Source organism: Armatimonadota bacterium (assembly GCA_025059775.1).
GTDB lineage: Bacteria > Sysuimicrobiota > Sysuimicrobiia > Sysuimicrobiales > Sysuimicrobiaceae > Sysuimicrobium.
Genome location: JANXCW010000009.1, coordinates 1 through 11,792, shown reverse-complemented (window position 1 = coordinate 11,792; position 11,792 = coordinate 1). Strand labels below are relative to the sequence as shown.

The window sequence follows — 11,792 nt, the reverse complement described above, 5'->3', positions numbered from 1 at the left end:
GCCCTCCGAGGGCCCCGGCAGGCCATGGCGCGCGTGGTTCTCCAGAAGGTAACGAAGGTATACCCGAACGGCATCGTGGCCCTCCGGGGAGTCTCCCTCTCCATCGAGCCCGGGGAGTTCGTGTTCCTGGTGGGATCCTCGGGGGCTGGCAAGTCCACCCTCCTGCGCCTCCTGTACCGGGCGGAGGTCCCCACGGAGGGCGCTGTGTGGGTGGACGGGGTGGAGGTCAACCGGCTCCGGCCGCGGGAGGTGCCCCGCCTGCGGCGGCGGATCGGGGTGGTGTTCCAAGACTTCAAGTTGCTCCGGGACCGGACCGTGGCGGAGAACGTGGGTTTCGTCCTCCGGGTGACGGGGACGCCTCCCGATTGGATCCCCCCCCGGATCCGGTGGGCACTGGAGACGGTAGGCCTCCTGGACCGGGCGGACGCCTTCCCTCACGAGCTTTCGGGGGGAGAGCAGCAACGGGTGGCCATTGCCCGGGCCATTGCCCTCCGCCCAGGGCTCCTTCTCGCGGACGAGCCCACGGGAAACCTGGACCCCGAGACCTCGTGGGAGATCATGCGGCTGCTGGTGCGCATTCACCTCCAGGGGACCACGGTGGTGATGGCTACCCACAACCGACTCCTCGTGGACATCCTCCGCCGCCGGGTGGTGGAGCTTGCGGAGGGTCAGGTGGTACGGGACGAGGCGTGGGGTGGATACCTCGGGGGTTCATGAATTCTCGGTGAGCGGGGTCGCCGGGGAGCCTGGGTCCTTGGGGTTCCGGCAGAGGATCACGGCGGCCCTTGCTACCGCAGGCTACGCCCTGCTTGCCGGGTGGCAAGGGAGCCGGCGGCACGGGGTGATGAGCATGGCCTCCGTGACCACCCTCCTGGCGGCGCTCCTCGCCCTGGGAGGTTCGTTCCTCGTGCTCCTCAATCTCCAGCGTCTGACCGCCCACGTGGAAGCCCAGGTCGTGGTGGTGGCCTACCTGCGGGAAGGGTTAAGCCCCAGACAGATCCAGCAAGCGGTGGAGGCCGCGGGACGCATAGGCCAGCGGGCCGTGTTCGTCCCCAAGGAGGAAGCCCTCCGCAGGCTCCAGGAATCCCTGGGGCTGGACCTCCGGGATGTGGTGCAGACCAATCCCCTTCCGGACACCCTGGAGGTATACCCCGCTCACCCCGGGGACCTCCCGCGCATCTCCCGGGCCCTGCGGTCCGTTCCCGGAGTCGAGGAGGTGGTCCACGGCGGAGACGTGGTGGAGCGGATACTGGCGGTGACCCGCCTGGTGCGGTGGGTGGGAGGGGGGGCTACCGCGGTGCTGGGGATGGTGGCCGTGGTGGTGATCATGAACACCGTGCGCCTCACCATCCACGCCCGACGGCAGGAGATCGAGATCATGCGGCTGGTGGGAGCCGGGGGCGGGTTCATCCGGGCCCCGTTCCTCGTGGAGGGGATCCTCCACGGAGGGCTGGCCGCGTTGCTGGCCCTGGGAGTGCTGGGGGCGGGGTACAGCCTCGGGGTACGGCTCCTTACATCCGCTTGGCCCATCTGGCCCGTGGTCCCACCCCAGAAGGCCCTTCCGCTCCTGGCCGCGGTGCTCCTGGCGAGCGGGGTGGGGATCGCGGGGGGAGCAAGCGCGCTAACCACCCTGAGGTTCTTGCGGCCGTGAGACCGGCGCGGAACGGGTTTCGGGGAGCTCTGGGCCTCCTGGTGGGGCTGCTCGTGGCCACGCCAGCCCCAGGGTTTCCGGTGGTTGTGGACCGGAAGCAGCAGGAGCTGCGGGGACTCCGGGAGGCATTGTCTCAGAAGCGGCGGGCCCTGCAGCTCAGCCGGGCCCGGGAGCGCCGGGTTCTGGCTGAGCTGGAGCGCATCGAGCGGGCCCGGGAAGCCGTGGAGCGGGAGCGGGAGGTGTTGGAGGCTCGGCTCCAGCACCTCCGCGCGCAGGAACGCCGCACGCGGGCCCACCTTGAGGCCGCGGAAGTGCTCCTGGGACGGAGCAGGGCTAGGCTCGCGAAACGGCTTCGGGACCTCTACAGGACCGGCAGGGCCGGATACGTGGATGTGCTCCTGGGAGCCAGCACCTTCCCGGAGCTCCTCAACCGCTTCCGGTTCCTGAGCCGCATCGTGCAGGCGGACGTGGGACTCCTTAAACGAACGCGCCGGGAATACGAGGCGTGGCGGGATCTCCGGGCGAAGCTGGCGGCCCAGCGCCGGGAGATAGAAGTCCTCGCGCAGGCCATGGTGGCTCGGGCCCGGGCCCTTCGAGAGCACGAGCGAAGCAAACGGCTGCTCCTCGACCGCATCTCCCGGGAGCGCGCCCTGTACGAGCGGGCCGTGGAGGAACTGGAAGAGGATTCCCGGCGCCTGGAAGCCCTGATCCGCCGGTTGCAGGGCAACGCCGCGGCTACCCGGATCGGCCTGCGCATCCGGGCAGGACTTGTCTGGCCGGCCCGGGGATCGGTGGTCTCCGGGTTCGGGTTCCGTCTGCACCCCCTCTTCCGGATCCGGAGGATGCACACGGGCGTGGACATCGCCGCACCCTGGGGGAGCCCGGTCTACGCCGCGGCCCCGGGCACCGTGCTGTACACGGGTTGGTTCGGGGGATACGGGAAGATCGTGCTCCTCGACCATGGGGGAGGGGTCAGCACCCTGTACGGGCATCTCTCCGCCATCCTGGTCTCCCCGGGTCAGCAAGTCCGGGCCGGCTTCCTGCTCGGGCGGGTGGGGACCACGGGATACACCACGGGCCCCCACCTGCACTTCGAGGTGCGCATCGGGGGACGCCCCGTGGATCCCCTGGGTCCGTAAGCCCGTTCCGTGGGCCTTGCCGGGGGTGTCCTTGCCCGTCGAGAATGGAGGGGAGGGGATTGGTGTGTTGCTCGCACAGCGTGGAATTCCCCGGGAGGTCCACGGGGACGGTCGGTTTGTGCTCCGGGAGTTCACCCCTGCCTACCTCCGGACCTACGAGGAGGGGCGGCTGCGGGAGAAGGTGGAGGAGGCCCTGGAGGCGATGCGCGACTGCACCCTCTGCCCCCGGAACTGCCACGTGAACCGACTGGAGAACCGGTTTGCGGTGTGCCGGGTGGGCCGGTACGCCCGGGTCTCCGCCTTCTTCCCGCACTTCGGGGAGGAGGATGCGCTGCGGGGCTGGCGGGGGTCTGGGACCATCTTCTTCTCGTGGTGCAACCTGCGCTGCGTCTTCTGCCAGAACTTCGAAACGAGCCAGATCGGGGAAGGGGTGGATGTGACGCCGCAGGAGCTTGCGGCCATGATGCTGCGACTGCAGGAGCTGGGGTGTCACAACATCAACCTCGTGACCCCAGAGCACGTGGTGCCGCAGATCCTGGAGGCGCTTCCGTATGCCATCGGGAAAGGGCTACGGATTCCCATCGTGTACAACACCAGCGCCTACGACAGCCTTCACTCCATCCGGCTCATGGACGGGGTGGTGGACATCTACATGCCGGACTTCAAGCTCTGGAATAAGGAACGGGCCCGCCGCTACCTCCTGGCTCCCGATTACCCAGAGGTGGCCCGCCAGGTGATCGCCGCCATGCACGCCCAGGTGGGCGACCTCATGGCGAACGAGGACGGAATCGCCCTGCGGGGGCTCCTGGTGCGGCACTTGGTGATGCCGGGCATGCTGGAGGACACCCGGGAGATCCTGCACTGGCTGGGGCGGTTGTCCCCCGATACCTACGTGAACGTCATGGATCAGTACTACCCCGCCTGGAAGGCCAAGATGGATCCCAAGTACCGGGACATCAACCGCCGCATCTTCCCGGAGGAACTGGAACAGGCATACCGGTACGCCCGGGAAGCCGGGCTGTGGCGACTGGACCGCCGCTGGCGCCGGATCCCGGGGATGCTGTGGTTGTAGCAGGGAGAGGGTCCGGAGGCCCGGAACCTCCCACGGCCTTTGGAGGCACTCCAGGGATGTCGCGCTTTCCACACCACCTGGGCCTCAGGACGCCGCAGGTGCGGGCCGCTCTCGTCTCCGTGAGCGTGAGCGTGGGGATCCTCGGCCTCAAGGCCGCCGCCTACCTCCTCACGGGCTCCGTGGCCTTTCTCTCGGACGCCGCGGAGTCCGTGGTGAACGTGGTGGCGGCGAACATCGCCCTGGTGGCCCTGGCGGTGGCCACAAGACCTCCGGACGCCGGACACCCGTACGGCCACGGGAAGGCGGAGTACATCAGCGGGGCCACGGAGGGCGCCCTGGTGGCCGTGGCCGGTGGGTGGGTGGTGTTCACCGCCCTCCGGCGCCTCCTGCGTCCCGTACCCCTGCAGGCCCTGGACTGGGGACTCGGATTGGTGGCCCTCGCGACCCTCGCGAACTACCTGACCGCCCGGTTCCTCCTGCGCATCTCGCGCGAGGTGCGATCCCTGGCTCTGGAGGCGGACGCCAGGCACCTGCTGGCGGACGTGTTGACCTCCCTCGCCGCCCTCGGGGGTGTGGGCCTGGTCCGGCTCACGGGCCTGGAGTGGCTGGATCCGGTGGTGGGCGGGGCTGTAGGCCTGCACATCGTGCGGATGGGCGCCGGGGTGTACCGGGAGGCCCTCGGAGGCCTCATGGACCAATCGCTTCCGCCTCCGGAGGAGGCGAGGATCCGGGCCATCCTGGATGCGCACCGGGACGAGATCGTGGACTACCACGCCCTGCGGACCCGCAGGGTGGGACCGCAGCGCTTTGTCGATCTTCACCTGGTCCTCCACCGGACCCTCCCCGTGGGGGAGGCCCATACCCTCTGCGACCGCCTGGAGGAGGACATCCGCGGGGAGCTGCCGGACGCGGACATCACCATCCACGTGGAGCCGTGCGGCCCCGCGTGTCCCCGGTGCCCCCCCATTCGGGCAGGGGCAGGCCCTGCGCCCGGAAGGGACGACTCCGGCATTCTGGAGTCCCGGGAGCGCGCTTGACGGGTGGGGTAAAATTTTAGCCGGAGCAAAATTAGCAGGAGCTAAATCCAACCTCCTCCGCATGGAGGGGAACCCATGACCACCGCGGCCATCCAGGACTACCTGAAGGTGATCTACAAGCTGGCACAGGGCGGGTGGGTGAGCACCAACGCCATCGCCCGGCGCATGCGGGTGGCTCCCGCCTCCGTCACCAAGATGCTCAAACGCCTGAGCGCCCGCGGGCTTGTCACCCATACCCCCTATCGCGGAGTGCGGCTCACCCCGAAGGGCGAGCGGGCGGCCCTGGAGGTGATTCGGCACCATCGGCTTGTGGAGCGGTATTTGGCGGACCGCCTGGGGCTACCGGTGGAAGCGGTGCACGCGGAGGCGGAGCGCCTGGAGCATGTGCTTTCCGATCTGCTCGCGGAGCGCATCGCGGCCTCCCTGGGCGACCCTCGGTTCGACCCCCACGGGGATCCTATCCCCACCCGGGAGGGACGGCTCCGGGAACAACGGTTCCCGCGCCTCAGCGAGGTCTCCCCGGGCGCGGTCTGTGTGGCCCGGGTGCGGGACAGCGACGCCCGCACCCTGCGACAGGTGGCACGCCTGGGGCTGCTCCCCGGAGAGCGGGCTTGGATCCTGGGGCGGCGCCCGGATGGCCGGGTGGAGGTGCAACTCTCCTCCGGGGCCGTGGTGCGGCTGGCCCGGCGGGTGGCGGAGAGCGTCTTCGTGGAGACCGAGCTGTGAGGCGACTCCTCCCCTTCTTCGGAATCCTCCTGGCCGCCTGCACGGCGCCCGCGGGGAATCCGGGCTCGGACAAACCCCACGTGGTGGCCACCATCAGCATCCTCGCGGACTTCACGCGTCAGGTGGCGGGGAGCCGCCTGCTGGTTACCAGCCTCCTTCCCGTGGGCACGGATCCCCACACCTACGAGCCCGTCCCTCGGGACGTACAGCGCATTGCGGAAGCGCAGGTGGTGATCTACAACGGCCTCCAGCTGGAGAAGTGGCTGGAGAAGCTCGTGGAGAATGCGGGCGGCCGGTTCGTCCTGGTGGAGGCCACCCGAGGGCTACGGCCCGCGGTCCAGGAAGCCGGCCTGGATCGGGGCGATCCAGACCCGCATCTCTGGGTGGATCCCGTGTTCGCACAGGCGTACGTCCGGAACATCCGCGATGCCCTGGAGGCCTTCGATCCCGCGGGGCGCATGGTCTACCGGGCGAACGCGGAGCGGTACCTCCGGGAGCTCGTGCAGCTGGACCGATGGATCCGGGAGCAGATCCAGCAGATACCGCCTGCCCATCGGAAGCTCGTGACCACCCACGATGCCTTCCGCTACTTCGGGCACCGCTACGGTCTTCGGGTGGTGGGGACCATCTGGGGGATCAGCACAGAGGACGAGCCTTCCGCTCAGGAGATCGCACGCCTCGTGGACCGTATCCGGCAGGAGCGGGTACCCGCGGTGTTCGTGGAGACCACCATCAACCCGAAGCTCATGGAGCGGGTGGCCCGGGAGGCGGGGGTGCGCATCGGTGGCAGGCTCTACGGGGACTCCCTGGGGCCGCCCGGGAGCGGAGCCGACACCTACCTCGGGATGATGCGGCACAACGTCGGGGTGCTGGTGGAGGCCTTGCGATGAGGGAAATGGCCATCGAGGTGCGCAACCTCACGGTCTCCTACCGGGGGCAGCCCGCCCTCCGCAATGTCTCCTTCCAGATCGAGCCAGGCCTTCTCGTGGGCCTCGTGGGCCCCAACGGGGCCGGGAAGTCCACCCTCCTCAAGGCCCTGGTGGGGCTGGCCGTTCCCGACACGGGATCCGTGCGGATCTTCGGACAGCCCGCCCCGCAGGCCCGGCGCCTGGTGGCGTATGTACCCCAGCGCAGCGAGGTGGACTGGGACTACCCCATCGTGGTAGAGGAGGTGGTCCTCATGGGGCGGTTCGTCCATCTGGGACTGATCCGGAGGCCGAGGTTTGAGGACCGACAGTTGAGCCGCAAGGCCCTTCAGCAGGTGGGGATGGAAGGGTTTGCGGATCGCCAGATCGGACAGCTCTCGGGCGGCCAGCAGCAGCGGGTCTTCCTCGCCCGGGCCCTGGCCCAGGAGGCCCGGGTGCTGCTGTTGGATGAGCCCTTCGTGGGGGTGGATGCGGCCACGGAGGAGACCATCTACGCCCTGCTGCGCCGCCTGCAGCAGGAGGGGCGGACCGTGGTGGTGGCCACCCACGACCTCAGCCGGGCACAGACCGCCTTCGATCGTCTCCTGCTCCTCAATCAGGTGCTGGTGGCCTACGGACCGCCGGAGCGGGTCTTCACGCCGGCCCTCCTGCAGCGCACCTATGGGGGCCGCCTCACCCTGCTGGAAATTGCGGATCGGAGAAGGGGGAAGTCGCCATGACCCTTTCGGAGATCTTCATAGCTCCCCTGCAGTACGCGTTCATGCAGCGGGCCCTCCTGGCCGCGGTGATGGTGGGAGGGATCTGCGCGGTTCTGAGCTGCTTTCTCCTCGTGAAGCGGTGGGCCCTGCTGGGGGACGCCATCTCCCATGCGGTGCTGCCCGGGGTGGCCCTTGCCTACCTGTTCCATCTTCCCTTCTTCCTCGGGGCCGTGGGGACGGGGATGGCGACGGCCCTGGGAATCTCCGCGGTGGAGCGGCACTCCCGTATCAAAGAGGACTCCGCCATGGGGATCCTCTTCACGGGTGCCTTCGCCCTCGGATTCGTGCTCATCAGCCGCATCCGCAGCCGTGCCATAGACCTCTTCCACATCCTGTTCGGCAACGTGCTGGGCGTATCGGACACCGACCTCCTGCTCACCGCGGCCACGGGGGTCGTGGTGCTCGGGGTGGTGGCGCTCTTCTACAAGGAGCTGGTGCTGTGGACGTTTGACCCCACCGCGGCGAGCGCCATGGGGGTCCCCGTGGCGGCCCTCCACTACACCCTCATGCTGTTGCTCTCCGTGACCATCGTGGCGTCCCTGCAGGCGGTGGGAATCGTGCTGGTGGTGGCCATGCTGATTACCCCGGGCGCCACCGCTTACCTCCTGGTGGACCGCATGTCCCGCATGATCCCCCTGGCGGTCGCGGTAGGGGTGGCCTCGGGCCTGAGCGGTCTCTACCTCTCCTACCACCTGAACGTGGCCTCCGGTCCCACCATGGTGCTCGTAGCCACCGCCCTCTTCCTCCTCGCCATGCTCCTGGGTCCCCGGGAGGGGATGCTGTGGAATGCCATGCGGAGACGTCGGACTGCCCGACGGGTGGCGCTGGAGGACCTGTTGAAGCAGGCCTACCTCGCGGACCGCGGCAGGGGGATCTCCGTCCACCACCTCGCCCGACGCCTGGGCCTGGCGCCCACCGCGGTCCTCGCCCTTGTCCGGCGCCTCGCGCGGGAGGGGCTGGTGCAGCTCCGGGACGGTGGAATCCTGCTCACCGACCGGGGCCGGGAGCAGGCGGTGGCCCTGGTGCGCTCCCATCGGCTCTGGGAGCGGTACCTGGTAGACCGCGGAGGCGTACCGTGGACGGACGTGCACGCGGAGGCGGAGCGCCTGGAACACCTCTCTCCCCGGGAGCTCGCAGCGGAGCTGGACGAAGCCCTGGGACGCCCGGCTCGGGACCCTCACGGCGCCCGCATTCCCCGGGACGAGCGGGAATCCTGGGAGCCGGTCCGCCGGCTTGTGGAGCGACAAAGCGGCGAGACGGTGGACGTCCTGGAGGTGGAGGACGAGGATCCGGAGGTCCTGCGTCGCCTTTCGGAGAAGGGGATCCTCCCGGGCGTCCGCCTTGAAGTGCTGGAGGTGCATCCGGAGGGCGTGCGGATTCGGGTGGACGACCGGGAGGAGATGCTGGAGCCGGATCTGGCGACGGCAGTCCTCACCGCCGCGGATTGAGCATGGCGGTGAGGACTGCGGTGGCGGAAGGGTCGGGGTAGGCTACCCCCATCTCCGGGACGGCTTGGTTCCGATCCGAGCAGAGGACCTGGGTCCGTGGCTGATGGTCGCGGTCCGGTTCGAGGAGCGGGTATGGAGTCAGCCCAGGGCAAGACGCTCCGTCCGACGCTCCCGGAAATCAAAGAGGGCCGCGGATCCCCGTGTGAGGTACCCCGGGCTCACCACGAGGGAGGTTCCGAGCAGCTCCGTGCGCAGCTCCGGAGTGCGAACCACCACCAGCTGCGGGTTGTACGTCTTGATGAGTTGGGCGAGCTCCTGACTGCCGGTTTCTCCGAGGCCCCGATGGGCGGGCGGGGTCGTAAAGAGGAACACCTTGAGGGAGTCCTTCAGCTCCTGCAACACCTTCAGGCGGTACTCCACCTCCCAGGCCTCGTAGCGCAGCCGGGTGACCTCCTCCCGGGCGCGGACCCTTTCGTCCACGATCTCCCCGCCCATGCCGGCAAAGACCACATGCCCAGGTCCAATGGAGAAGGTGCCATGTACGCTGTGCATGTAGGGGTAGACGAGCTCGACGTTGTAAGCCTCCCGGAGGTAGTCCACGATGGGCGCGTCGTCCGGTCCTGGAACGTGATAGGTGGGGAGATTGGCGGAACCCAGGATCTTGAAGAGGGCCGCGAGGGTCTCTGCGGTGGGATTCGGGCCGGTGAGGTCGCCCACTACCGCAATGGCGTCTGCCTCCGCCTCTGTCGCGGATCTCACGAGACGGTGGACCGCGTCCACATCGCCCCGAGGCTCAGCGGCAAGCATCACGTATCGGAGGATCCTCCGCACGTCTGCACCTCCAGGTCCCCCTCCACCATACCGATGGTGGGGGGGGAGTGTAAAGGGCGGACCGATGCGGCCCTTTCGGGGAGCAGAAGAGCCCATCTGGCCCATGCTAGACTGTCTACGGGCCGGCGTAGCTCAAGGGAAGAGCAGCGGATTTGTAATCCGCGGGTTGCGGGTTCGAATCCCGCCGCCGGCTCCAGTGGTCTCTGTTCCCTCGACGGTGCCCCCCTGATACGGTCTCCCCTGGGTGAGCCGTGGATCTTCGTTCAGGCATAGACAACCTACGACCCGAGGGCTCAACCGAAGGCTTTACACGGTCGTTCAGCCCTCGCCGGGCCGTTCCTGTCCGTTGACCATGGCTACCACGGTCGGGACCTCGGACCAATGGATGCCCCGCCCGGCCGACGTACAGGTCCTCCTGCGGGTCCTCTACTGCCTCGTTCGGGATCTCAAGCGAGCGGGAAAAATCGTGCACCCCTCCATTGCAGGCGGTCGGAAGGTGATGGGGGGTGGCGGCCATGGTCGTCGCACAGCTTCTCTTTGGCCCAGAGGACCATGTGTGGCACCTGCTCACCGAGGGGTGGGCCCCGGGAATAGAGCGGTGCATGCACCTGGATCCGGGAGAGGAGGTATGGCTCGTATCGGTGCCTGTGCTCCGGTGGACAGATTCCCGGGTAATGCTGGAGGCCATGGCAGAGCTGAATGACCCAGCGGAGGCGATCCGTCGCTACGAGGAGATCGTCCGGGGCGAGCGGATGCGCCGGAGGCGGGAGTTCGCGGAGCGCTGGCTCACGAAGGCCGAGCGGGACGTGGCCCGCCTGGCCTGTCAGGGACTGGACAACGCCGCCATCGCCCGCCGCCTGGGCCGCAGTTCCAGGACTGTGGCCAATCAGCTGAGCGCGGTCTACGACAAGCTGGAGGACTGGCTGGGGTTTCCGGAGCCGCCGGCCAACCGGGCCGTGCTTCTCGCAGAACTCGTTCCTTATTTCGAGCTCGTCGCAAACCCCCAAACCGGTGTCGGGAACCGCTCACTAAGCAGAAAGGGAAACGCTTCTCATGCGCGGAGGTCGCGGAGCGGTTAATCTCCTCCCGAACACATCTGTCGGGAGGTACGAGACCATGCGGTACTGGATCCTGCTGCCCGTTGCGGCGCTGCTGGTGGGAGGTTCGGCCCTGGCGGAGCCGGGGAACCCTATCGCCATGACGGCCACCTACTACGCAGGCGCCGTTCGTGGCTACACGTGTGACATCTGGCGGTTTATGCCCACCAGCGAGCGAACGGCCTACATCCTCGGGGTCATCGCACTCGCGGACACCCTGTACGCCTCGGATCGGCTGGACTACGAGATGGACCAGGCCGTACGGCTTCCACTGAGCGCCGTGACTTACCGGCACCTCGTAGACGCGGGGTGCCAGTACATGCCCGCGAACACGCCGGTCGTGTCGGTCCTGTACTCACTCAAGTGAGGGGGTGATGGCGTTCGAGGTCGGGCTGTACCGGTTCCGGTGGGTGTCGGAGGAAGGCGGGCGGCTCCCTAGGTTCCTGGGACCCACCCTCCGGGGCGGGTTGGGCCACGTCCTGCGCCGCATGGTCTGCGTGACCCGGCTGCCGGACTGTGCCGCCTGCCTCCTGCGGTTCCGGTGCGCCTACCCCGTCCTTTTCCAGCCGTTCGCGCGGGAGCCCTCCTCCGAGGGTGGACGTTACGGGCGCATGCCGGTGCCGTTCGTGTTGCGGGTACCCTTCGGGAGGCCCTGGCGGCCCGAGCTCAGGCCTGGGGAGCCCGTGGAGTTCGAGATGGTCTTGGTAGGACGGGCCAACCTGGACCTGCCCTACTACGTGCTGGCGCTGGCTGACCTCGGCCGGATCGGCCTGGGACCCAACCGCCACCGCCTCCGGCTGGAGCAGGTCGAGGCCTGGGACGGAAGCCGCTTTCTACCCGTTTACGCCTCGGACGGGACGCTCCGGACCGACGCTCCTACGCTGACGCTGCAGCAGCTGGTAGGCGAACCGGCTCTGCCAGACCGCACCCGCGTCACCGTCCGGTTCGCCTCTCCCGTGCGCCTGGACTTGGGCGGCGACCTGATCTACCCGGTCCGCTTCCACCACCTGGTCCGCGCCCTGGAGCAGCGCTTCCGCGCCCTTGCGGCCTGCTACGGCGGGGCACCTCCGGACAGGGTTCCGCTCGAGGAAGCAGAACACGCGCGGG

13 protein-coding genes, 1 tRNA gene and 1 pseudogene are annotated in these 11,792 nt (G+C 68.6%); 14 read left to right on the top strand and 1 reads right to left on the bottom strand.

From position 1 onward, the window contains the following. Nucleotides 1-24: 24 nt before the first annotated feature. From ftsE to N0A24_07815, 10 genes and pseudogenes are all read left to right on the top strand, one after another. Nucleotides 25-717 carry a cell division ATP-binding protein FtsE gene (gene ftsE / locus N0A24_07860; GenBank protein MCS7173290.1) on the top strand — a complete coding sequence of 231 codons (693 nt, stop codon included), beginning with the start codon at nucleotides 25-27 and terminating at the stop codon, nucleotides 715-717. Nucleotides 718-754: 37 nt separating this feature from the next. Further along, nucleotides 755-1,651, top strand: coding sequence for an ABC transporter permease (locus tag N0A24_07855; protein MCS7173289.1), 897 nt, complete (start codon nucleotides 755-757; stop codon nucleotides 1,649-1,651). Next, nucleotides 1,648-2,790: a peptidoglycan DD-metalloendopeptidase family protein gene (locus N0A24_07850; protein ID MCS7173288.1), complete on the top strand. Its 1,143-nt coding sequence runs from the start codon at nucleotides 1,648-1,650 to the stop codon at nucleotides 2,788-2,790. Before N0A24_07855 ends, N0A24_07850 begins: the two co-directional genes overlap by 4 nt. A 64-nt stretch (nucleotides 2,791-2,854) precedes the next feature. Then, on the top strand, nucleotides 2,855-3,862 hold the full coding sequence (locus N0A24_07845) for a radical SAM protein (GenBank protein ID MCS7173287.1): 1,008 nt from the start codon (nucleotides 2,855-2,857) through the stop codon (nucleotides 3,860-3,862). Between the two features lie 56 nt (nucleotides 3,863-3,918). Beyond that, nucleotides 3,919-4,899: a cation diffusion facilitator family transporter gene (locus tag N0A24_07840; GenBank protein ID MCS7173286.1), complete on the top strand. Its 981-nt coding sequence runs from the start codon at nucleotides 3,919-3,921 to the stop codon at nucleotides 4,897-4,899. Between the two features lie 75 nt (nucleotides 4,900-4,974). Next, nucleotides 4,975-5,625 carry a metal-dependent transcriptional regulator gene (locus N0A24_07835; GenBank protein ID MCS7173285.1) on the top strand — a complete coding sequence of 217 codons (651 nt, stop codon included), beginning with the start codon at nucleotides 4,975-4,977 and terminating at the stop codon, nucleotides 5,623-5,625. Beyond that, on the top strand, nucleotides 5,622-6,515 hold the full coding sequence (locus N0A24_07830; protein MCS7173284.1) for a metal ABC transporter substrate-binding protein: 894 nt from the start codon (nucleotides 5,622-5,624) through the stop codon (nucleotides 6,513-6,515). The genes N0A24_07835 and N0A24_07830 overlap by 4 nt, the downstream gene beginning before the upstream one ends. After that, entirely contained in the window at nucleotides 6,512-7,270 is a 759-nt protein-coding gene (locus N0A24_07825; GenBank protein ID MCS7173283.1) for a metal ABC transporter ATP-binding protein, read from the top strand. Before N0A24_07830 ends, N0A24_07825 begins: the two co-directional genes overlap by 4 nt. 29 nt (nucleotides 7,271-7,299) lie before the next feature. After that, nucleotides 7,300-8,091: pseudogene (locus N0A24_07820) on the top strand (metal ABC transporter permease). A 9-nt stretch (nucleotides 8,092-8,100) separates the two neighbouring features. Continuing rightward, the gene (locus N0A24_07815; protein MCS7173282.1) at nucleotides 8,101-8,757 is read left to right on the top strand and encodes a metal-dependent transcriptional regulator; all 657 of its coding nucleotides are present in this window, start codon (nucleotides 8,101-8,103) and stop codon (nucleotides 8,755-8,757) included. A gap of 138 nt (nucleotides 8,758-8,895) precedes the next feature. On the opposite strand, the gene N0A24_07810 is transcribed toward N0A24_07815, so the two are convergent. After that, nucleotides 8,896-9,588 carry a heat-stable protein gene (locus N0A24_07810; protein MCS7173281.1) on the bottom strand — a complete coding sequence of 231 codons (693 nt, stop codon included), beginning with the start codon at nucleotides 9,586-9,588 and terminating at the stop codon, nucleotides 8,896-8,898. A gap of 121 nt (nucleotides 9,589-9,709) precedes the next feature. Here N0A24_07810 and N0A24_07805 point away from each other — a divergent pair. The 4 genes from N0A24_07805 to N0A24_07790 form a co-directional block, all read left to right on the top strand. Further along, a tRNA-Thr gene (locus tag N0A24_07805) sits at nucleotides 9,710-9,784 on the top strand. A gap of 319 nt (nucleotides 9,785-10,103) precedes the next feature. Continuing rightward, nucleotides 10,104-10,667 carry a CRISPR-associated ring nuclease gene (locus tag N0A24_07800; GenBank protein ID MCS7173280.1) on the top strand — a complete coding sequence of 188 codons (564 nt, stop codon included), beginning with the start codon at nucleotides 10,104-10,106 and terminating at the stop codon, nucleotides 10,665-10,667. Nucleotides 10,668-10,704: 37 nt separating this feature from the next. Beyond that, nucleotides 10,705-11,052: a hypothetical protein gene (locus N0A24_07795; GenBank protein MCS7173279.1), complete on the top strand. Its 348-nt coding sequence runs from the start codon at nucleotides 10,705-10,707 to the stop codon at nucleotides 11,050-11,052. 7 nt (nucleotides 11,053-11,059) lie between these two features. Next, on the top strand, nucleotides 11,060-11,792 hold a 733-nt coding region (locus N0A24_07790; protein ID MCS7173278.1), incomplete at its 3' end, for a hypothetical protein.

What these genes read in the sequence shown, in the direction of transcription:
- ftsE (MCS7173290.1), top strand. Translation starts at nt 25, where the DNA reads ATGGCGCGCGTGGTTCTCCAGAAGGTAACGAAGGTATACCCGAACGGC.
- N0A24_07840 (MCS7173286.1), top strand. Translation starts at nt 3,919, where the DNA reads ATGTCGCGCTTTCCACACCACCTGGGCCTCAGGACGCCGCAGGTGCGG.
- N0A24_07835 (MCS7173285.1), top strand. Translation starts at nt 4,975, where the DNA reads ATGACCACCGCGGCCATCCAGGACTACCTGAAGGTGATCTACAAGCTG.
- N0A24_07825 (MCS7173283.1), top strand. Translation starts at nt 6,512, where the DNA reads ATGAGGGAAATGGCCATCGAGGTGCGCAACCTCACGGTCTCCTACCGG.
- N0A24_07815 (MCS7173282.1), top strand. Translation starts at nt 8,101, where the DNA reads ATGCGGAGACGTCGGACTGCCCGACGGGTGGCGCTGGAGGACCTGTTG.
- N0A24_07800 (MCS7173280.1), top strand. Translation starts at nt 10,104, where the DNA reads ATGGTCGTCGCACAGCTTCTCTTTGGCCCAGAGGACCATGTGTGGCAC.
- N0A24_07795 (MCS7173279.1), top strand. Translation starts at nt 10,705, where the DNA reads ATGCGGTACTGGATCCTGCTGCCCGTTGCGGCGCTGCTGGTGGGAGGT.